22 protein-coding genes and 1 tRNA gene are annotated in these 18,951 nt (G+C 58.8%); 11 read left to right on the forward strand and 12 right to left on the reverse strand.

Translation table 11 applies throughout. The features are described from left to right. The gene (hslO, locus tag FZZ90_RS01135; protein ID WP_226423953.1) at positions 1–918 is read left to right on the forward strand and encodes an Hsp33 family molecular chaperone HslO; all 918 of its coding nucleotides are present in this window, start codon (positions 1–3) and stop codon (positions 916–918) included. Between the two features lie 7 nt (positions 919–925). Here the strand turns inward: hslO and FZZ90_RS01140 are convergent, their stop codons facing one another. From FZZ90_RS01140 to FZZ90_RS01155, 4 genes are all read right to left on the reverse strand, one after another. Then, positions 926–1,621: a CPP1-like family protein gene (locus FZZ90_RS01140; protein WP_226423954.1), complete on the reverse strand. Its 696-nt coding sequence runs from the start codon at positions 1,619–1,621 to the stop codon at positions 926–928. Between the two features lie 41 nt (positions 1,622–1,662). Then, positions 1,663–1,884 (reverse strand): hypothetical protein, encoded by a 222-nt coding sequence (locus tag FZZ90_RS01145; RefSeq protein ID WP_226423955.1) that lies wholly within the window; start codon positions 1,882–1,884, stop codon positions 1,663–1,665. A 69-nt stretch (positions 1,885–1,953) separates the two neighbouring features. After that, positions 1,954–3,600: a peptide chain release factor 3 gene (locus FZZ90_RS01150; protein WP_226423956.1), complete on the reverse strand. Its 1,647-nt coding sequence runs from the start codon at positions 3,598–3,600 to the stop codon at positions 1,954–1,956. A gap of 6 nt (positions 3,601–3,606) precedes the next feature. Then, positions 3,607–4,284, reverse strand: a complete 678-nt coding sequence (locus FZZ90_RS01155; protein ID WP_370631005.1) for a trans-aconitate 2-methyltransferase — start codon at positions 4,282–4,284, stop codon at positions 3,607–3,609. Between the two features lie 121 nt (positions 4,285–4,405). On the opposite strand from FZZ90_RS01155, the gene nrdJ reads away from it, so the two are divergent. Continuing rightward, positions 4,406–6,736: a ribonucleoside-triphosphate reductase, adenosylcobalamin-dependent gene (nrdJ, locus tag FZZ90_RS01160; RefSeq protein WP_226423958.1), complete on the forward strand. Its 2,331-nt coding sequence runs from the start codon at positions 4,406–4,408 to the stop codon at positions 6,734–6,736. Positions 6,737–6,794: 58 nt separating this feature from the next. After that, positions 6,795–6,881 (forward strand) — tRNA-Ser (locus FZZ90_RS01165). A gap of 430 nt (positions 6,882–7,311) precedes the next feature. Here FZZ90_RS01165 and FZZ90_RS01170 read toward each other — a convergent pair. Beyond that, complete coding sequence (locus tag FZZ90_RS01170) at positions 7,312–7,707, reverse strand: hypothetical protein (protein ID WP_226423959.1); 396 nt, start codon at positions 7,705–7,707, stop codon at positions 7,312–7,314. 368 nt (positions 7,708–8,075) lie between these two features. Here FZZ90_RS01170 and FZZ90_RS01175 point away from each other — a divergent pair, with 368 nt between their 5' ends. Together FZZ90_RS01175 and FZZ90_RS01180 are read left to right on the forward strand one after the other, a co-directional pair. Further along, entirely contained in the window at positions 8,076–8,312 is a 237-nt protein-coding gene (locus FZZ90_RS01175; protein ID WP_226423960.1) for a hypothetical protein, read from the forward strand. Beyond that, positions 8,309–8,731, forward strand: a complete 423-nt coding sequence (locus FZZ90_RS01180; protein ID WP_226423961.1) for a hypothetical protein — start codon at positions 8,309–8,311, stop codon at positions 8,729–8,731. Before FZZ90_RS01175 ends, FZZ90_RS01180 begins: the two co-directional genes overlap by 4 nt. Here FZZ90_RS01180 and FZZ90_RS01185 read toward each other — a convergent pair. The 4 genes from FZZ90_RS01185 to FZZ90_RS01200 form a co-directional block, all read right to left on the reverse strand. Further along, a complete protein-coding gene (locus FZZ90_RS01185) occupies positions 8,715–9,182 on the reverse strand; it encodes a diadenosine tetraphosphate hydrolase (RefSeq protein ID WP_226423962.1) in 468 nt (155 codons plus the stop codon). The two genes, FZZ90_RS01180 and FZZ90_RS01185, sit on opposite strands and share 17 nt — an antisense overlap. After that, positions 9,179–9,466: a hypothetical protein gene (locus FZZ90_RS01190; RefSeq protein ID WP_226424426.1), complete on the reverse strand. Its 288-nt coding sequence runs from the start codon at positions 9,464–9,466 to the stop codon at positions 9,179–9,181. The genes FZZ90_RS01185 and FZZ90_RS01190 overlap by 4 nt, the downstream gene beginning before the upstream one ends. Positions 9,467–9,535: 69 nt before the next feature. After that, positions 9,536–10,231: an SDR family NAD(P)-dependent oxidoreductase gene (locus FZZ90_RS01195; protein WP_226423963.1), complete on the reverse strand. Its 696-nt coding sequence runs from the start codon at positions 10,229–10,231 to the stop codon at positions 9,536–9,538. Next, on the reverse strand, positions 10,231–10,773 hold the full coding sequence (locus FZZ90_RS01200) for a TIGR00730 family Rossman fold protein (protein WP_226423964.1): 543 nt from the start codon (positions 10,771–10,773) through the stop codon (positions 10,231–10,233). The genes FZZ90_RS01195 and FZZ90_RS01200 overlap by 1 nt, the downstream gene beginning before the upstream one ends. A 92-nt stretch (positions 10,774–10,865) precedes the next feature. Here FZZ90_RS01200 and FZZ90_RS01205 point away from each other — a divergent pair, with 92 nt between their 5' ends. Further along, positions 10,866–11,672, forward strand: a complete 807-nt coding sequence (locus FZZ90_RS01205; RefSeq protein WP_226423965.1) for an SdiA-regulated domain-containing protein — start codon at positions 10,866–10,868, stop codon at positions 11,670–11,672. After that, positions 11,659–12,612 carry an SDR family NAD(P)-dependent oxidoreductase gene (locus tag FZZ90_RS01210; RefSeq protein ID WP_226423966.1) on the forward strand — a complete coding sequence of 318 codons (954 nt, stop codon included), beginning with the start codon at positions 11,659–11,661 and terminating at the stop codon, positions 12,610–12,612. Before FZZ90_RS01205 ends, FZZ90_RS01210 begins: the two co-directional genes overlap by 14 nt. 33 nt (positions 12,613–12,645) lie before the next feature. On the opposite strand, the gene FZZ90_RS01215 is transcribed toward FZZ90_RS01210, so the two are convergent. Next, on the reverse strand, positions 12,646–13,599 hold the full coding sequence (locus FZZ90_RS01215) for a DUF389 domain-containing protein (RefSeq protein WP_226423967.1): 954 nt from the start codon (positions 13,597–13,599) through the stop codon (positions 12,646–12,648). A gap of 230 nt (positions 13,600–13,829) precedes the next feature. Here FZZ90_RS01215 and FZZ90_RS01220 point away from each other — a divergent pair, with 230 nt between their 5' ends. Beyond that, positions 13,830–14,696 carry an EamA family transporter gene (locus FZZ90_RS01220; protein WP_226423968.1) on the forward strand — a complete coding sequence of 289 codons (867 nt, stop codon included), beginning with the start codon at positions 13,830–13,832 and terminating at the stop codon, positions 14,694–14,696. Here the strand turns inward: FZZ90_RS01220 and cobW are convergent. After that, complete coding sequence (cobW, locus tag FZZ90_RS01225; RefSeq protein ID WP_226423969.1) at positions 14,633–15,736, reverse strand: cobalamin biosynthesis protein CobW; 1,104 nt, start codon at positions 15,734–15,736, stop codon at positions 14,633–14,635. The two genes, FZZ90_RS01220 and cobW, sit on opposite strands and share 64 nt — an antisense overlap. Before the next feature lie 5 nt (positions 15,737–15,741). Continuing rightward, entirely contained in the window at positions 15,742–16,233 is a 492-nt protein-coding gene (locus tag FZZ90_RS01230) for a pentapeptide repeat-containing protein (RefSeq protein WP_370631019.1), read from the reverse strand. 73 nt (positions 16,234–16,306) lie between these two features. On the opposite strand from FZZ90_RS01230, the gene FZZ90_RS01235 reads away from it, so the two are divergent. The 3 genes from FZZ90_RS01235 to ilvD are packed head-to-tail and all read left to right on the forward strand — an operon-like array spanning position 16,307 to position 18,945. Beyond that, positions 16,307–16,912: a uracil phosphoribosyltransferase gene (locus tag FZZ90_RS01235; protein WP_226423971.1), complete on the forward strand. Its 606-nt coding sequence runs from the start codon at positions 16,307–16,309 to the stop codon at positions 16,910–16,912. 36 nt (positions 16,913–16,948) lie between these two features. Then, on the forward strand, positions 16,949–17,227 hold the full coding sequence (locus tag FZZ90_RS01240) for a hypothetical protein (RefSeq protein WP_226423972.1): 279 nt from the start codon (positions 16,949–16,951) through the stop codon (positions 17,225–17,227). A 44-nt stretch (positions 17,228–17,271) separates the two neighbouring features. Next, positions 17,272–18,945, forward strand: coding sequence for a dihydroxy-acid dehydratase (gene ilvD / locus FZZ90_RS01245; protein WP_226423973.1), 1,674 nt, complete (start codon positions 17,272–17,274; stop codon positions 18,943–18,945). The last annotated feature ends 6 nt before the right edge of the window (positions 18,946–18,951 follow it).

Genomic DNA, 18,951 nt, shown 5'->3' on the forward strand with positions numbered 1-18,951 from the left:
ATGGCCGACCGGATGGTTCGCGCAACCGCAGCTGCAGGTGGCATCCGGTTGGTGGCGGTATCGACAACCAACATCGTGCGTGAGGCACGAGAACGCCATGGGCTGTCGTTCATCACCAGCGTGATGCTCGGACGGGCCATGGCGGCTGGACTGATGCTCGCCAGTTCGATGAAGGTGCGCCACGGCCGCGTAAATCTTCGCCTCGGCTCCGATGGACCCATCAAGGGCTTGATGGTGGATGCCGGTCGCAACGGAACCGTTCGTGGCTACGTCGGCGAGCCGGCCCTCGAACTCGATCCGATTCAGGATGAAGCCGGACACTTCAGCTTCAACTTCAAGGAAGCCGCTGGCACCGGTTACCTCCACGTGATGCGTGATGACGGCAAGGGTGAGCCCTTCAACAGCACCGTTGAGCTCGTCAGCGGAGGCATTGGTGAGGATGTTGCCTCCTATCTGCTCCACTCCGAACAAACCCCTTCAGCTGTGTTTGTGGGAGAGCAGGTGAGCAGTGCCGGCATCCATGCCAGCGGGGGCCTGCTGGTTCAAATCCTTCCCAAAGCAGCGGAAGAGCCAGCCCTGGTGGAGCTGATTGAACAGCGTTGCCGCGAGATCACTGGATTCAGTCAGCGGCTGGCTGCAAGTGGAGACCAGCTTGAAGATCTGCTTCAGGATGTCTTCCCCGACCTTGACCCCAAACCACTCGACGACGCCGAGGCCAGTCAGGAGCTTCGTTTTTTCTGTCCTTGCAGCCGTGAACGCAGCAAGGCGGCCCTGCTCCTGCTGGGCAGGGAGGAACTCACCGATATGCAAAACAAGGATGGTGGCGCGGAACTGACCTGCCACTTCTGCAACAACCGCTATGACGTGAGTGCTGCGGAGCTTCAGGAACTGATTGATGGCCTGCCGTCGGCTGCCTGACTGAATTTCAGGCCAGGAACAGAGCAGCCGCCCAGAGCAGCAGTGCAGCAGGCAGGGCTTGAATCTGCAGAGGACTGAGAGCCAGCTGCTCAAAAGCAGTGGGAGAGAGCGCCAGGTTCAGCAAAGAGCCCACCGCCAAGCCGATGCTGAGCACCAGCAGCGTCCAGCCCAGGGATGCCAGTGGTCGACGGCCACGGCGAATCTGGCTGAGAAACACACCGATGGTGGCCAAAGCCAGCACCAATTGAATGCTGCCGGCGGAAAGCAGCAGCAGAGCAACGCCGACGATCCCCGCAATGATGCGTACGGAACGCCCCTGTCCTTCCACCAGGGCCCAGTCCGGCTTGAGGCCGGAAAGAGACTGTGAGGGATCAGGCAACTTGCTGCGGAGATTCGCCAACACATTGCCCATCGGAGCCTGTGCCGGCAACGAGGGCATTGATCCTGCCGTCGCCTCACGTTCCGATGCTGTGGCTGCAGCAGCACTTACCTGACCTTGTTGCCGGTCCCGAAGTCGAGCCATCAAGACGGCGTCGTAGGCCGCTTCAATCTTTGCCCGGGCCTGATCGTCACCGGAAACCTCGGACAGGCAGCGCGCCTTCGCCGCCTGAACCTGTTCAAACCCCGCATCACGGCTCAGGCCGAGGCGAGCAAATGGATCATCTGCGTTTGCATCGGGACCAGATTCACCCAGGGCTGCCATTGCGTCGATTGGGGTCGTTTGATGAGCGTATCGGGGCCTGTTCAGAAGAGGGGTGCACCGTGACGAAAACCCTCGCTTCGCTCAAGCCGGCTGCGACAGCTGAGGGCATCCACCCGGTTCATCCAGGAGCGACGTTTGATCAACGGCATCTGCGGAGGAAAGTGGTAGCCCTCGAGCATTTCCACTGATTCATCATCGCCACGAAAACACACGTATTCGGTGCCGCCGTCAGCGTTGTTCTTCAGCAGCCAGAACGTACTCACGAGAGTTGGACGCGCGGCATGATTCTGGCGAGAGAGCCGTGGAGGTGTGGATGAAGAGATCAGCCCTGTTCAAAGACTGATCGGCTCCACTCCGCTCACCACCGGCGCAACACTGCTGAGTTCAAGCTCGGGATGGTCCTCTCGAAGTTGATTGAGATTCCACTCGTTTTTGAACAGCAGCACAGGCCGATTCCAGGCATCACGCACGGTCTTGCAGTTGAAGATCCGCCCGACCTTCTCAAGGTCAGCCCAACCACCGCTGATCCAACGGGCAACCTGGAAACCCATGGGCTCAAGGCGGGTTTCAACGCCGTATTCGTTTTCCAGCCGGTGCTGCACCACCTCAAGTTGGAGTTGTCCGACGGCCGCCAGAATTGGGTCCCGCTTGCTCTCATCGGTGTCGTAGAGGATCTGCACAGCCCCCTCTTCCCGCAGTTCATTCACCCCTTTGCGGAAATTCTTGAAGGCTGAAGGGTTGGGGTTGCGCAGCCAACTGAAAATCTCCGGGCTGAAGCAGGGAATGCCTTCGTATTCCACTTTCGAACCCACATAGAGGGTGTCGCCAATGGAAAACATGCCGGGATTGTTGAGACCAATCACATCCCCCGGATAGGCGTCTTCCACGACGGCTCGGTCTTGACCGAAGAGCTTTTGAGGACGTGAGAGGCGGATTGCTTTGCCGGTGCGGGCATGCTTCACCGTCATGTCTTTTTCGAAACGGCCGCTGCAGACACGGACAAAGGCCACCCGGTCGCGGTGCCTGGGGTCCATGTTGGCCTGAAGCTTGAACACGAAGCCGCTGAACCCCTCCCGCAACGGGTCCACCAGGCCTTCGCTGCTGGATCGGGCAATCGGCCGTTGCGCCATCTCAAGGAAGGCATCGAGGAACGGACGGACCCCGAAATTGGTCATCGCCGAGCCGAAGAACACCGGGGTGAGCTCGCCGGCATGGACCATCTCGATATCCAACTCGGCGCCTGCAGCTTCCAGGAATTCCATTTCTTCAACAGCAAGATCCAGGAGGTCCTCTTCCACCAACTCCCGGAGGGCAGGGTCATCCAGGGAGAGACGCTGCTCACTGGCCTGTTTGCCGCGTTCAGCACGGCTGAACAAAACCACTTCCTTTGTGCGCCGGTCGATCACGCCACGGAATTGCTCCCCACTACCGATGGGCCAGTTCACGGCCCAGGGGGTAAGGCCGAGTTCCGACTCGATTTCATCGAGCAGGGTCAGCGGTTCCCGCCCCGGGCGGTCCATCTTGTTGATGAAGGTGAAAATTGGGATCTCCCGCATGCGGCAAACCTCGAACAGCTTTCGGGTTTGCGGCTCAAGACCCTTAGCGGCGTCCTCCAGCATCACGGCGTTGTCAGCAGCCGCCAGCGTTCGATAGGTGTCTTCGGAAAAATCCTGGTGACCTGGCGTGTCCAGGAGATTGATCGTGGTGGCGCCGTAATCGAACTGCAGCACCGTTGAGGTGATCGAGATCCCCCGCTGCTTTTCAAGCTCCATCCAGTCGGATGTCACCTTGCGCTGCTCACCCCGCGCTTTCACAGCACCGGCCTGCTGAATCGCACCGCCGTAGAGCAGCAACTTCTCAGTAAGGGTTGTTTTTCCCGCGTCCGGGTGGGAAATGATCGCAAAGTTGCGACGGCGATCCACCGCCGAGGCCAAAACCTGGGCTAGATCACCATCAGTGGTCGCTTGACTGCCGCTCATCGGATTTCAGGACTTCACCAAGCCTGACACCACCAAGTAACGGTCGTCCTCCACCGACACTGTCAATTGGTTGAGGCCCAGCTTGTACAACTCCTCAGTCACTTCCTGAGGTTCAAAGGCCGCCGCCAACGAAGCAGCGAAGTCGTGCTGCAACACCTCTGGCGCAGATGGCAGATGCTTGCGCAGCAGCTGTTGAAGTCCAGCATCGGAGGACGGACGCCGCAGATCCCGATGCAACACGCGACAACCCGGTGCGGCCAAGGCTCGGCTGACCTTCCAGAGGAGATCGGGTTGGTGTAGGTGATGCAAAAGGCTGTTGCTAACGATCAGATCGGCCTGCCCGAGGAGTGGACCACGAAGCACCTCCTGAAGGGTCTGACAGAGGAATGACATCTCCAGCTGCTGCTGCTGCGCCCGCCCCCTAGCCAGAGCCAACATCGATTCGGAACCGTCAATACCGATAATCCGAGCTTGGGGGAAAAGTCCGGCCAGCCGAAGGGTGATGTTTCCTGGGCCACAGCCCAGATCCACCACCAGTGGATCCTGGGGCAAAGGTGATGTGGCAAAGAGGAGACGCTGTATCGCTTCGATGGTGTCTTGATCGCCGGAACTGAAGTCGGCAGCGGCATAGGCCTGCACCTGTGCATCGCCGTTCATCAACTCAGGCTCCAGCCGCCGCTGCATCATTCGCTGCCGATTTGGAACTCAGTTTGAACGGGACACTGTTGATGGTGGTAAAGAGACCTTGCTCCCCCCATCTGTGGCGTTAGGGTTTCGATACTTGTCCTTTGCCCACGCACCGCACGTGACCCTCACTCCAAATCGTGTGGAGACCTCTGCGGGATCTGTCGCCGTGTTCGGCGCCTTCCCCGCAACGGCTCCTGCTGCCAACCCAGTTTTCTATCGCACCTACAGCCGCAAAACCCCAAGCGGCCGTGAGAGCTGGAGTCAGGTGGGTGCGCGAAACCTGGAAGGTCTGCGTCAGCTGGGCAACCTCAACGACGCGGAAGTGGCCCTGCTGGCTCGCATGCAGGCCGAGAAAAAAGCTCTTCCGTCAGGCCGCTGGCTCTGGATCGGTGGCACACGCTGGATCGAGCAGCCGGAAAACTTCTCGGGCTCATACAACTGCACGTCCACCAACCTGGTGGATTGGCAGGCCTTCGGTCTGATGATGGACCTGGCGATGATGGGCTGTGGCACCGGCGCCATCATCGAGCCGCACCTGATCGACAGGCTTCCAGTGGTGCGCAACACCTTTGAAGTCCTCGGCGTCAGCGACATCGGCATCACTCCTGCATCTGAGCGACAGGACGACTGCACCCACAGCATTGACGGCAACAAGGTGAGCATCAAGGTGGGTGACACCCGCCGTGGCTGGGTTGACAGCTACCAGCTGATGCTCGAGCTGAGCAGCGATGCACGATTCAATGGCGGTCCAATCCAGATCGAAGTGGACCTCAGTGATGTGCGTCCTGTTGGGGAAACGCTGAAGGGTTTCGGCGGCATGGCAAACCCCGTCAAGCTCAAGGATCTCTACGGGCGCGTTGCTCGGCTTCTGAACAAAGCCCAGGGCCGTCGGCTCACTTCGGTGGAGTGCTGCCTGCTGATCGATGAAGCCGCCGTCACGATCGTGGCCGGAAACATCCGTCGCAGCGCCGGCATGCGCCAGTTCGCTGCAGACGACCAGGCCGCTGCGTCCTCCAAGGACAACCTCTGGCAGCAAGACGAGGAGGGCAACTGGAGGATCGATCCCGAGCGTGATGCTCTGCGGATGGCCAACCACACCCGTGTGTATCACACCCGTCCCAGCAAGGACGTTGTGCACGCAGCGGTGACCAAGCAATTCCACTCCGGTGAAGGTGCGATCCAGTTCGCTCCCGAAGCGATCGCTCGCTCCAATGCCGATCTGCTCACCACCCCTGAACTGCGCACGGAGTTCATCGAGATCTACTGCGACCAGGGTCGCAAGGAAGCAGGTCGCTGGTTGTCCGACAACCATGGCCCCATCGGCGCCAACGAGCTGGAGCACCGCCTCAGCCGTTACGGCCTAAATCCCTGCGGCGAGATCCTGGGTGCTGACTTCCACTGCAACCTGGCCGAGGTGCACCTCAACCAGATCGACCCCAGTGACGAGGAGGGCCAGGCCGATGCTTTCCGTGCAGCTGGCCTGTCGGTTGCTTGTTTGCTCAACCACCGTTTCGAGGTTGAGCGGTACCGCCAGAGCCGCGAGTGGGATCCGATCGTTGGCGTCAGCTTCACCGGTCTATTCGACTTCTTTGTGCATGCCTTCGGAACGGATTGGCTGCGTTGGTGGGAAGCCGGCCGGCCTGATACCGAGGTAGGCCTGCACTTCAAGGAGCAGGAAGCCGCTTACCTGAGCCGGTGGAAGGAGATCGTCAATCAAACGGTCTGGGACTACTGCGACCGCCAGGGTCTGCGTCGCCCCAACCGCTGCACCACTGTCCAACCTGCAGGCACCAAGAGCCTTCTCACCGGCGCTGCACCTGGCTGGCATCCCCCCAAAGCCCAGCGCTTCATCCGCCGGATCACCTTCCGCAAGAACGATCCCGTAGCCATGGCCTGCATGGACTACGGCTACACCATCGTTCCCTCCCAGTCCGACAAGGATGAGGAAGGCCGTCTGCTGAATGACCCCTTCGATCCCCGCTGCACCGAATGGTTGGTGGAGATCCCCACCGAGGTGAGCTGGGCGAACCTGCCAGGTGCTGATGCCGTCGACATCAACGGCTTCAGTGCCATGGCGCAATTCGACTTCTACATGCAGGTGCAGCGGCATTACACCGCCCATAACACCTCCGCCACGATCGAATTCCGCGAGCACGAAATCGAACCGTTGGCTGATGCTCTGCATCAAGCCATGGAGAAGGGCGAGGGGTACATCTCAGCGGCACTTCTGGCCCGGTTCGATGCCAATGCCACTTTCCCCCGCCTGCCCTTCGAGCCGATCGATGCAGCCACCTACGAAGAGCTGCAATCCGCTGTGGTGAAGCGCCGCGTCAGCAGTGATTTCTTTGAAGCACTGCAGCGTTACGACCAGGGTGAGCTGACCGAAGCCGGCCCCGCTGGTTGTGATTCCGACAAGTGTCTGCTGCCTCTGGCCAAGCCGGAAAACTGAGCAGGGATCTCGTCCCGATACAGTTGTCGGGTGTCCCGCGGGGCACCTGACAACCTCTGGAGAGGTGGTCGAGTGGTTTATGGCTCTGGTCTTGAAAACCAGCGTGTCTTCACGGGCACCGTGGGTTCGAATCCCACCCTCTCCGTTTTGTACAACCCGATAAGACGATCACAGCGATCGATCGTCTTTCAATGAATCAGAGAATGTTGTGTGGCCGACGGTGATGCATCACCGGAGCGATTCGACCACGTCAACACCTTGACGGGTCCTTCCGTTCGCCTGAATACACAACCAGATTTCTTAAGAAAGAAATGGATTTGACCCCCGCCAAAGCAAGAGTCAAATACCAACACGTCGGACATCGCTCTGTCCGGCTTCCAAGCCCGTCTAGCGACTTGGCCACATCACTATGGGACGAATCGACCTGATTTTTGAAGGGGTTGCACTGTCATTTGATGACATCCACAAATTGCGCTCGAGACTCGAAATGATTCTTGCCTAGGTGGCCTGGGCGGAACTCTGGAATCGAAGAACCATCCCTCAAAAGACGAGGTTATTGGCGCGACGAAACACGATCAACCCGCCTGGACGGGGTTATCAATGCTGCTGCCGTCGAAATCGAAGATAAAAGCCGATTCCTCAGTAACGAGTTCACGTATCTCCTGCCGGGGGATATAGAGCAGATCAGTCTCGCCAGCCGTACAGGCCTCTGCATGGCTGCAGTAATAACAGGCATAGCCATAGCAAGGTTTGCTGACCCTCGGGTCTTGCTCGATCCCGTGCTCAGCCATCAAGGAGCGCACAAGGCGGCAACAAAATCGTTGCTTCTGGATTTGCATCAAGGCGAAATCACGGAGCACATCTTGCATGCTTCGGTTTAACGAAGCGCAGTAGGCCTTCAGCAGGGTGTGCTCTGATTCAGACAACCTGACGTTGACCACCTTGTCAGCCTGAACAGAAGCAGTGCCCATCAAATTCAGAGCGAGCGTAGTGACATTTTATCCACATTGATGCGAAATCTGCATAGAAGGGGCTTCGCTTGGGACATTCAAAGTCGATCCATCGAATCACCGAGTTGGCAGAACGGGGATACCCATGGAACAGCTGAATTGACGACACCAAGACACAACAATTACCGCCAGATCAGCAAAGCCTGCCGCTCCAGAGATGTGGTCCATGGACCGAGTGCACGTGCACCAGCCATTGAGATCGCGCAGCACGGCCAAGAAACACTGCCAAGCAACCTTGCAACAACCCACAAGACACCCACGAGATACTCTCTAGTTGCTTTTGGGTATCTCTCGGGTTACCTTTGAGATGCTCCGGCAGCAGACGGGTCATGATCAAAACCTCCACCCGCGAGACCCAGGTCAAGCTCACGGTCTCCGTTCCCCCGAGCCTTCATGTGCTGCTTCGCGGCTGGGCCCTGTGCGAAGGGCGTGAGCTCACCAGTGTTGTGCTCCAGTGCGTAGAGCTCTCGATTCGCCAACTCAAGAGCAATGGCTCCATACCCAACGCAGCCATCCGCGCCTACGAGGCTGCCTGTGATGAACGTTTGGCCGTGGGAGGGCTGTGATCGTGCAACTTGATCGGATCGAACAAGCGCTCCAGGCACCGGTGATGGATGCCGTGATTGCCCTGAGTGAAAGGGTTCAAACCCTTGAGGACAATCCTCAAGGAAGGATCTACACCGCCTATCGGGCCATTGATCAGACCCTCTCCCTTGGGTATTCCAGCAACATCGATGCAATCAGCGAACAGCTTCGCGAACGCGATTTCGTGGTGCTCGCGAGCCGTCGGGGTACACGCCGAGAGCAGAGGTTGCTGTTACTCACCCTCAAAGAGATCGGTATCGCCAGCAGCTACAACGAAAACTGCTTCAACGCATCGCCGAACACGGTGAACCATCTCAGGCACCTCGGCTGGCCCTTGGGCAATCTCAAGCAATTCGCCAACGGCACCAAGACGCGCAAACGCTTCAACCCGGGGCGCTGATCAACGATCGACAGCGTTTCACCATCGCTGCCACAGCAGCGGGATCGGCAGCGGCTCGATCTCCACGATCCATCGCACGGTACAGGTCGGCGATCGCCCAGGCCTTGGAGGCCGGTTCATTCAGATGGCGCGGGATGAGATGCAGATGAAGGTGCTGGGCCCCCTCACCAAAGGCAATCGCATACACGCGTTCGCATCCGGTGATCTGTTTCACGAACTCACTGGCATCGCAAACAGCGCGACCCCAATCAGAAGCCTCGACCGCCGTGAAATCCACAGGGCCGGAACAGTGCCTCAGTGAATCCAACAGAAGCCAACCAGGGAGAGGTGCTGGGTCGGGGTGATGGCGCAAGACCCAGAGTTCAGAACGTTGAATCTCATAACGCTCTTGCGCTGCGGGGTCGATATGCAGCTGACAGATGGCGCAGTTTTCCACGGGGATGATCTTCAACGACGAACGGCACCGCGGCCATTACCGATCAAACCGAAGTCGATGATCAGTCCGATCAACACCACCAAGAGGCCACTGAACGACGACACACCTCCGAACGATGCCGCAGCCCAGCAATAGCCGAGGGTTGTGGTGGGGAGAAACAGCAGGCCCAGGATGGGCAACACCGGATTGGGAACACTGGTGCCATTGAAGGGCTGCAGCACGAAGCTGCTGTTGATCACCCACATCAGCACCAACACAAGGCGTGGGGCCAGTAGGCCAATCGCCGCCAGAAGACACATCGCAGGGCACGGACGCTGAGTCATCCATAGCGACGTCATCTGGAGGCGACATGGTCCTAATGAGAAAACTCATGTTTCGAGCGAGCAATTCATCGCTAACTCGAAAGGAACGGCAGCGTTCGGCATCGACAACAGGCTGCTGGAGAGAACCGCAAGATCCTCGGGTTGGGTCATCGCAGAAGGCTCAACGGCCGTCACCGCGGAAGCCATATCGGTATTGACCCAACTTGGGCAGATGCACGTCACCCGAATCCCCTTGTCCCAACCTTCATTGCGCATGCTCTGACAAAGCCCCATTAAGGCGAATTTGCTCACGGGGTAGCCCGCCATTCGACCTTTGACGCGTTTACCACTCATCGACACCAGCACCTGGATTCGTCCATGGCCACTGGTCACAAGGAACGGCCAGGCAGCACGAGTCAGCCACCAGGGCCCCTTCACATTGATCGCCCAGAGTTCGTCGAGCTGCTGCTCCTCACCATCCGCAAACAGCAGCGGTGTTCGATGCAAAATTCCCGCGCAGTGAATCAGGGTGTCGATTGCACCCCAGTGACGAACTGTGGAGCCAACCCAGCTATCAGCACTGGCTGGATCGCTGGCGTCGTAGGCGTGATGCAACACCGTCTCGACATCCAGATCTGTTCCTCTTAAAGCATTTGGATCCCGCAGGCCAAGACTGAGGCGGTGACCATCAGTGAGCAAACGCCTGGCAATGGAACGGCCAATGCCACGACTGGCTCCAGTGAGCAAAACAGTGCGTTGCATCAAGGCGCATTGAGGAGTCGATGAATGATCAATTCTGGCGTTGTTGCATCCAGGAGGAGCGCGCGATTGCGCTCCGAGAGAAAGCCCGTCGAAACACTGTCATCCAGAAAGCTCAGCAACGCATCGAAATAGCCATTCAGGTTGAGCATGCCGATGGGCTTGGCATGAAAACGCAGCTGAGCCCAGGTCAAGGCTTCAAACAACTCATCGAGGGTCCCGAGGCCTCCGGGCATGGCCACGACTGCATCGGCCAGGTCGAGCATTCGCGCTTTGCGCTCGTGCATCGATCCAACAACCTCGAGATGGGTCAAACCGGCATGCACCACCTCATCGTTCATTAACGCCCCGGGGATGACCCCGATCACGTCCCCGCCAGCGGCCAAAGCGGCATCAGCAACAACGCCCATCAAGCCAATCCGAGCTCCGCCATAAACCAGGGTCATGCCCTGGGAGGCGATCAGTGCACCTAACTCAGTGGCAGCAAGCTTGAACAGGCTCGAGTCGCCGCTCGAGGAGCCGCAATACACAGCGATCCGATTCATGACGCCTCGCTGTGATCCATTCATCCTCACCTGCGATGGCTGATAAAAACGAGCCAAGCCCCGAGAATCACCAGGAACGGGTCCCGATGAAGATGACCTCGATGCGCCTTGAGCTGCTGAGCCGTCATCGGATTCGTGACCCAGGCCTCGGCCTAAATGAACCATCGGGACTGACGTTGAACAGGGATGGCTCGGCGCTGTACACCGTCAGTGATGACACCAAGGCGATTTTTCGTCTGGATCTCCAAGGCACGGTGTCAGTAAGCGACTCGTTTTTCATCGGTCTCGACAACTTGGAGGGCATTGCGATCCGTAGCGATGACAGCGAGCTGCTCGTTGTCCAGGAAGAGAGCAATTCTGTGGTGGTGGTGGATCTGAACAGCAGGAAGGAACGCTATCGACGCCCCCTCTCAGCGATGACCAACTTCGACACAATTGCGCACCACTTCCCAGACCCTCCAGACAACAACGGATTGGAGGGCATCACCGTGAACACCAGGAACAACCATGTGGTTGTGGTGAAAGAGTGCCAGCCCGGTCTGCTGATCGAGATCGATTCCTCACTCACGACAATCCTCTCCACAAGAGTGCTGCAACCCAGCCAAGAGTTCATCCATCCCGAATTAGAGGCCGAGAAGCTGGATTTCTCGGGCCTGAGCTACGACCGCAGCAACGACACCTTCTGGATCGTCAGCGACAAGGGGCGGTGCCTGTTCCAATACGACTGGACAGGCGACACTGTTCTCCAGCGCCTCGATCTCACCATCAGCTCGGGAGACAAGCCAAAACGGATCCGCAAACCGGAGGGTGTTGCCTTCGATCCCGTGCAAAAAAGGATGTACGTGGTGAGCGATCGGGACGCGGATCTCTACGTGTTCAAACTCCATGACGACTGCTGAAAAGCGCCGCGTTCTGATCACCGGTGCCAGCAGCGGCATTGGCCTTGAAACGGCAAAAATGCTGGTATCCCGTGGCGATGCACTCACCGTTGTTTGTCGCAATGCGGAGAGGGCCGATGCAACCCGGGCGGCGTTGTCTGATTCCGTTCAAACCTGTATTGCCGATCTGGCAGACCTTGCATCCGTCGCCAGGGCGATCGAAGAACTTTGCTGTGACGGGACGCCATTCGATGTAGTGGTGCTGAATGCTGGGTTGCAATACGCCGGCCATGGCTCACCCCGTTGGAGTGCACAAGGCATTGAACTCACCTTTGCGGTGAACCACCTCGCCCATCAACTCCTGGTGGAAGGATTGAAGGAGTACACCCGAGCCATCGTGATCACCGCCTCGGAGGTGCACAACCCATCCAGCGGCGGGGGAAGGGTCGGCCTTCCTGCCGGGCTGGGAGCGATGGAGGGACTTCACCAGGGACCTGGTGCCCCGATGGTGGATGCAGAGAGTCGGTTCAATGCGGATAAGGCCTACAAAGACAGCAAGCTCTGCAATTTGCTGATGGCCCAGGAGATCCATCGGCAGCGTCCCGGTTTGCCTGTTGTGGCGTGGAGTCCAGGACTGGTCATTCCTCGGACATCGGGCGGTTTTTTCAGAAACAGTCGCCAAGCCAATCCCCTAGGGCAGGCCTTGTTTGGGTTTGTTGCCCGAGATGTTCTGAGACTGACGGAGAGCGTTGAGCGAGCTGGAGGACTGCTTGTGCAGCTCATCAATGAACAGCTTCATCAGCCAGGCTTCAGCTACTGGAGCAATGGCCTGTTGGGCCCCGGTCGGCACCAATTCAAACCAACAGAACCATCCGAGGAAGCGAATGACAGCGACAAAGCGACGATGCTCTGGACGTTGTCGAACGATTTGATCAACTCTGCTCTAACGCCATCAATCTGATGCTCAAATTGATCAAAAAAAGCAAGCCATGATTTAATTCACCTTCTGGCTATCAAACTTATAAACACGATTGGGAATCACGCTGATGTTCACATCAAGATCGTTTAAGCCAAAGTCTTTAGCTCGTCTCTGCATTTTCTGATAAAAGTCGTCCATCAGTGATTGATTTAGAAAATCTTCTGGTGCATTCAAAACAAGATCAAGCCTTGCTTTGTTATTGACGACTATCACATTGCTGTACATCAGACGAACCCTCGACCAAAATCTTGGGTTGCTTTGGGCGATAGCTACACGTTTCAATTGGCCTGCCTTAAAGCGACCAAACACGGCATCCATTTCCTGCCGGATGCTGAAGTCGTGCAAGGCCGATGACAGCGGAATGCTCAGCAAGCCGAGTAATCCAAGCCAAACCAAAAGATTGCGCCAACACCTGCGGATTGAACCGTAACGCTGCAGCAAAAACACCACAAGGCTGGTGACAGTGATGCCGATCAGGTTCGCCAGAAAGAGCAGAAACGATCCCTCCGCAATCTGATTGGTGAGGCCCGCCACTGTTCCTCGCCCAAACACAGCAACCATTTCCGAGCCGAGGGCGAGGCCGATGCCGCTGACACAGAGGGGTGGCACAAGGGCAACAGCAATTGCAACCCCGGCAATCGAATTCGACAAGTGCTGGCGGGTCATCGAGAACGACCCGGCAACCGCTGCCGCAATAGCGATGCCGAGATCGATCAGGTTCGGAGACGTGCGTCCGGTGATCTCCGACTGCACATGGCTGATGCCGAGCCCCCAACTGAGCAACGATGCGGTGCCGACCACCGCCAACACGCCAAAGCCGATCGTGACAGCGGAACGTCGGATCAACTTTCCATCGCTGACTGCCAAGCCAAAGGCCAGGCTGAGGATGGGGTCCATCAGAGGGGCGACGATCATGGCCCCGATCACTACCGCCGTGCTGTTGGAAACCAGCCCGAGCGTGGCGATCACCGCAGAACTGATCAGAAGAATGAAGAAGCCAAGCGATGGCTTGGATGATGCGATCCGGGCTTCATAGAGCTCAGTGCGCGGAACACGACTTTCGAGATGAACCGCCCAATGCCCCGAGAGGGTTTCCAGCAAATGCCCCAGCACCTTGCACGTCTCCAGACCTCACATTCCCGAATTGTGCACAGAGTTCGGAACAGCGCAGCAGACTGCACAACGATCACCACCAAAAAATGACGGGTGTACTGGCGGCCCTCGGAGCGGCCATGGCCTGGACGGGAGCCAGTGCACTTTGGCGGTCGCTATCGGGGCGGATGACGGCGATCCGGCTCAATGCCATGAAAAACGGGCTGGCCAGCCTGCTGTTTCTGCCGGTTCTACTCACACTTCCGCATAACACCGAAATGCAGGCCGTTCTGCTGCTGTTAATCAGCGGCTTGATCGGCATCGCGGTCGGCGACAGCTTTTATCTCGGGGCGCTGCGGCGACTCGGCACCCGACGAACCCTCACTGTGGAAGCCAGCGGCCCGGTGCTGGCCAGCATCGCTGGGGTTCTGGTGATGGGAGACAGCTTGGGAGTGAAGAACGGTCTCGGCGCGCTTTTGGTTTCAAGCGCCGTAGTTCTCATTGCTTTGAAGGCGAAAAAGACGAACCAAAGCGACCAGGGGGGGATCGCTGCTGACCTCGGCCCCGGGCTGCTGTTGGCATTCTCGGCCGTGATCTGTGGGCTAAGCGGAGCCTTTCTGGCCCGTCATGTGCTGATCAGCAGCGACCTAACCCCATTGCAGACGGCAGCCATCAGGCTGCTGGGCGGATGGCTTGGTCTACTCCCCTTCCTCAACGGGATCTGGAGACAAACCAACCTGACGCGACGGGAGCAATGGAGGCTTGTGACCGCCACCGTGATCGGAACCAACGGGGGAATCTTGTTGCAACAAGTGGTGTTGCAGAGCATGCCCGTTGGAGAAGGGGTGACGCTGATGGCCACGGCGCCAGTGATGGCGCTGTTTGTGGGCCGAATGGAAGGAGACCCAATTCAGCTCTCTGGCGTGGCTGCCGCGGGGCTCGCTTTGGCCGGTGTGGCCTGCACCAGCCTCTGAAGGCTGGATTCCACTGCCGAAGCGGCAGCCTTATTCAAGGCCAACACCACCAGATCAGCACCACAGCCCTGATCGGGTCGCCAGGCATGGCTGGGAGCTGCTTCAAACCAGCTGTTCAACCGCGGACCCACCATTTGGATCTGCAAGGGAAGCATTTTGCTGGGCAACCAGACACGCCCCTTGAGTCGCACCACCTGGTGATCGCTGACGAGGCTGGGCAACAGATCCTCTAGGGCCTGGCGGTCCAACGCACCTTCGACACGAACATTGCTGCCGAGCATCTCGACATGGCTGTGGTCGTGATGGTCGTGGTCGTGATCGTGGTCGTGATCGTGGCGGGTGTGATGGGTGGGCTTGTGCTCCAGACCCAACACAACTGATGTCTCCACCTGTCCCTGAGACACCGGGAGCAGAGCGGTTCCCGGGCGGACTTTGTCCTTGATCCGCCCCTGCACCTCAGCCATCGCTGATGCATCCAGGCAATCAGCCCGGCTGATCAAGACCAGGTCAGCGGCCTGGAGTTGATCCTCAAACAAGTCGTCAATCGCTGTGAGGTGATCGAGGCTGGGATCCTCGGCACGTTGCCTCTCCAGCGCTTCAGCATCAGCCACTGGACTACCTGCAGCCAAGGCTTCACCATCCACCAGCGTCACCACACCATTCACATGCACACGGCTGCGGATGGCCGGCCAATCCAAGGCCTGGAGCAGAGGCCGTGGCAAGGCCAGACCACTTGTCTCGACAACGATCCCATCCAACTGATCCGCCCGTTCCAGCAACGTCTCCATCGTCGGGAGGAAGTCGTCCTGCACCGTGCAGCAGAGGCAACCGTTATTCAGCTCGACCAACCGGCCATCCACATCCTCCTCGGGACAGAAGCCACAGCTGCGAATCAGATCACCATCAAGCCCAACGCTGCCGAATTCGTTGACCATCACGGCCAATCGCTGGCCTCCGCGGGTGAGCAGATGGCGGAGGACCGTGGTCTTGCCGGCCCCAAGAAACCCGGTGATCACGGTCACCGGCAGACGCTTAGCCATGAGGATTAAGGGCGGCAGCCCAGGCTCTCACGGGTTGAGACGCCACTGATCGGGTTGGATCCATCCGCCCGAGCACAAAGGGCTCGCTGTTGCGGCAGATCGATCACGGCGTTGGTGAAATCAGCACCGTCGATCTGCGCGTCCGTGAAACGGCTCTGCATCATCATCGCGTTGGTGAAGTTGGCCCCCCGCAGATCTGCGCCCTCGAAGTGGCTGGCAAAGCCGACAACATCGGAGAGATCGGCATCTCGAAGATCGGCCCCCTGCAGTTGAGAGGTGTTGATCACGGCTCCGCGCAGGTCCGTGCCGCTGAGATTCACCTCACGCAAATCGGCCTTAAGGAACTCTTTTTCCTTGAGATCGAGACCGTGCATATCAGCGCTGATCTCCTGAACTGCGAATTGACCACGCAACTCGGGAGCGGTGATGGCCTGCACTGATTCAGACCAGAAAACTGTGCTGATCGCCAGCGTGATCACCGCCAACAGCGAGGCCATACGTCGAAGGGCGCCCATGAGACCGGTAATTTGAGCAATCACGTTATGGCAACTGTCAGCGGAGCGAGTCGATATGGCCATGAGCTTGCGGGTGGTGGTCCCACCCCATCCCCTAATCGGTCATTGGCTGACGATGCTGCGGCACCGGGAAACCCCTGCTGCCCTCTACGCCACCGCCCTGCAGGAGCTGGGCCGTTGGCTCACCTACGAAGCCCTGCGGGACTGGCTGCCCCATCGACGGGACATGGTGCCCGGAATCGATGGAGACACCGAAGGCACCATCGTTGAGTCGTCGGTTCCGCTGATCGCCATTCCAGTGCTGCCAGCAGGCCTTGAGCTTTGGCAGGGAGGACGATCCGTCCTTCCCGATTCCTCCCTAAGCCTGGGGTCATGCCCAGAGGAAATCGAAGCCAATGCCGGGGTGATTCTGTTTGTTGACCAGATCAGCGATGGGCAAGCCACCCTCAAGCTTCTGCAAGAGCTCCAAGCCAAGGGTGTGGATGGACGCCGGCTGCGAGTGATCACTGCGTTGTGTGCCAGTCCTGGACTGAAGCTTTTGGGTGAAGCGATTCCAGACCTAACGCTGCATACCGCCTGCATCGACGAAAGCCTGGGGGAGAAAGGCGAGATTCGTCCGGGAATCGGTGACCCTGTGCGACGGCTGAACTTCAGATCTTGAGGGCGTGACTAACCTTCAGGCAGGTTGATCGCACCCATGGCCCAGCAGCACGACACGGGCTCAGGCACCCTGGCAACTCTGGTCACCGGAGCAATGCTCGGTGCTGCAGGCCTGGCCTGGTGGCTCCTCAATGAAGCTGACAGGCGTAGGCGTTACGGCGCGCAGACGTCGATGTTGCACGCACCGCGGATGCAGGACGGTTCTGAAGTGCTGGACAGTTCAGCCAACGGGCACCTCGAGGAACGGGTGGAAAAACTCAACGCGGAGATTGCCCGCGTTCGTGCCCAGCTCGAGGGACTCGGAAGCGAAGGATGAGCGCTCGGTAGGTTGGCTTGATTGCCACTGGTCCGCTCCGTTCCATGCTTCGCTCCGACGCCGTCACCAAGGGGATTCAGCGGTCTCCCAACCGCGCCATGTTGCGGGCCGTTGGCTTTGGAGACAGTGATTTCGGCAAGCCCATCCTGGGCATTGCCAACGGCTACAGCACCATCACCCCTTGCAATGTGGGGCTGAACGACCTGGCCAAACGGGCTGAGGAAGCTGCCCGGCATGCCGGAGGCATGCCACAGATGTTCGGGACCATCACCGTGAGTGATGGAATTTCCATGGGCACCGAAGGGATGAAGTACTCCTTGGTGAGCCGTGAAGTGATTGCTGACGCCATAGAAACGGCCTGCAACGGCCAGAGCATGGATGGGGTGCTGGCAGTTGGTGGCTGCGACAAAAACATGCCTGGCGCCATGCTGGCCATGGCAAGGATGAACATTCCTTCGGTGTTCGTCTATGGCGGCACGATCAAGCCGGGCAAGCTGGGGGGCTGTGATCTCACGGTGGTGAGCGCTTTTGAAGCGGTCGGCCAACTGACCAGCGGCAAGATCGACGAAGAGCAGCTCACCGCAGTTGAAAAAAATGCCTGCCCTGGAGCTGGCAGTTGCGGCGGCATGTTCACCGCCAACACCATGAGCGCCGCCATCGAAACGATGGGTCTCAGCCTTCCCTACAGCTCCACGATGGCTGCGGAGGACGAGGAAAAGGCCGACAGTGCCGCTCGCTCCGCTGAGGTGCTGGTGGAGGCTGTGAAAGCCAACATTCGCCCCCTGGATCTGCTGACCAAGGAAGCCTTTGAGAACGCCATCAGCGTGATCATGGCGGTGGGTGGCTCGACCAATGCGGTGCTGCACCTGCTGGCCATCGCCCGCACGGCCGGCGTCGAACTGAGCATCGATGACTTCGAACGGATCCGTCAGCGGGTGCCTGTGATCTGTGACCTCAAGCCCAGTGGCCGCTACGTCACCGTTGATCTGCACAACGCCGGCGGCATTCCCCAGGTGATGAAGCTGCTGCTGAATGCCGGGTTGCTGCACGGCGACTGCCGAACGGTGGAGGGCAAGACCCTGAAGGACTTGCTGGCAGACGTGCCGTCGGTCCCCGCCGAAGGGCAGGACGTGATCCGCCCCTTAAGCAATCCCCTTTACGCCAAAGGCCACCTCGCCATCCTCAAGGGCAACCTCGCTAGCGAGGGCAGCGTGGCCAAGATCAGCGGTGTGAAGACCCCGGTGCTCACTGGCCCGGCTCGGGTGTTCGAAAGTGAGGAAGACTGCCTTGCCGCCATCCTCGACAAAAAGATCAAGGCCGGGGATGTGGTGGTGGTCCGCAACGAGGGTCCCGTTGGTGGACCGGGCATGCGGGAGATGCTGGCTCCCACATCAGCGATCGTGGGTCAAGGCCTGGGGGACAAGGTCGCCCTGATCACCGATGGCCGCTTCAGCGGTGGCACCTATGGCCTGGTGGTAGGTCACGTGGCACCTGAAGCTGCTGTTGGTGGAACGATCGGCCTGGTTCAAGAGGGCGACAGCATCACCGTCGATGCCGACCAGCTGCTGCTCCAACTCAACGTGGATGAAGTGGAACTGGAGCGCCGGCGGGCGGGATGGAGCAAGCCGGAACCGCGCTATCGCCATGGAATTCTCGGCAAATACGCACGGCTGGTTTCCAGCTCAAGCCGCGGTGCAACAACCGACCACGCCGATTGAATTCGG

It is taken from the genome of Synechococcus sp. MU1617, assembly GCF_020514235.1.
Classification (GTDB): Bacteria; Cyanobacteriota; Cyanobacteriia; order PCC-6307; family Cyanobiaceae; genus Parasynechococcus.

Bases quoted from the DNA above. Each gene is read 5' to 3' on its own strand.
- hslO (WP_226423953.1), top strand. From the start codon at position 1: ATGGCCGACCGGATGGTTCGCGCAACCGCAGCTGCAGGTGGCATCCGG.
- FZZ90_RS01220 (WP_226423968.1), top strand. From the start codon at position 13,830: ATGACGGGTGTACTGGCGGCCCTCGGAGCGGCCATGGCCTGGACGGGA.
- FZZ90_RS01200 (WP_226423964.1), bottom strand. From the start codon at position 10,773: ATGAATCGGATCGCTGTGTATTGCGGCTCCTCGAGCGGCGACTCGAGC.
- FZZ90_RS01230 (WP_370631019.1), bottom strand. From the start codon at position 16,233: ATGGCCTCGCTGTTGGCGGTGATCACGCTGGCGATCAGCACAGTTTTC.
- FZZ90_RS01195 (WP_226423963.1), bottom strand. From the start codon at position 10,231: ATGCAACGCACTGTTTTGCTCACTGGAGCCAGTCGTGGCATTGGCCGT.
- FZZ90_RS01170 (WP_226423959.1), bottom strand. From the start codon at position 7,707: ATGGGCACTGCTTCTGTTCAGGCTGACAAGGTGGTCAACGTCAGGTTG.
- FZZ90_RS01190 (WP_226424426.1), bottom strand. From the start codon at position 9,466: ATGTGTCTTCTGGCGGCGATTGGCCTACTGGCCCCACGCCTTGTGTTG.
- FZZ90_RS01235 (WP_226423971.1), top strand. From the start codon at position 16,307: ATGGCCATGAGCTTGCGGGTGGTGGTCCCACCCCATCCCCTAATCGGT.
- ilvD (WP_226423973.1), top strand. From the start codon at position 17,272: ATGCTTCGCTCCGACGCCGTCACCAAGGGGATTCAGCGGTCTCCCAAC.
- FZZ90_RS01175 (WP_226423960.1), top strand. From the start codon at position 8,076: ATGATCAAAACCTCCACCCGCGAGACCCAGGTCAAGCTCACGGTCTCC.
- FZZ90_RS01140 (WP_226423954.1), bottom strand. From the start codon at position 1,621: ATGGCAGCCCTGGGTGAATCTGGTCCCGATGCAAACGCAGATGATCCA.
- FZZ90_RS01155 (WP_370631005.1), bottom strand. From the start codon at position 4,284: ATGCAGCGGCGGCTGGAGCCTGAGTTGATGAACGGCGATGCACAGGTG.
- FZZ90_RS01150 (WP_226423956.1), bottom strand. From the start codon at position 3,600: ATGAGCGGCAGTCAAGCGACCACTGATGGTGATCTAGCCCAGGTTTTG.
- FZZ90_RS01240 (WP_226423972.1), top strand. From the start codon at position 16,949: ATGGCCCAGCAGCACGACACGGGCTCAGGCACCCTGGCAACTCTGGTC.
- cobW (WP_226423969.1), bottom strand. From the start codon at position 15,736: ATGGCTAAGCGTCTGCCGGTGACCGTGATCACCGGGTTTCTTGGGGCC.
- FZZ90_RS01210 (WP_226423966.1), top strand. From the start codon at position 11,659: ATGACGACTGCTGAAAAGCGCCGCGTTCTGATCACCGGTGCCAGCAGC.
- FZZ90_RS01205 (WP_226423965.1), top strand. From the start codon at position 10,866: ATGACCTCGATGCGCCTTGAGCTGCTGAGCCGTCATCGGATTCGTGAC.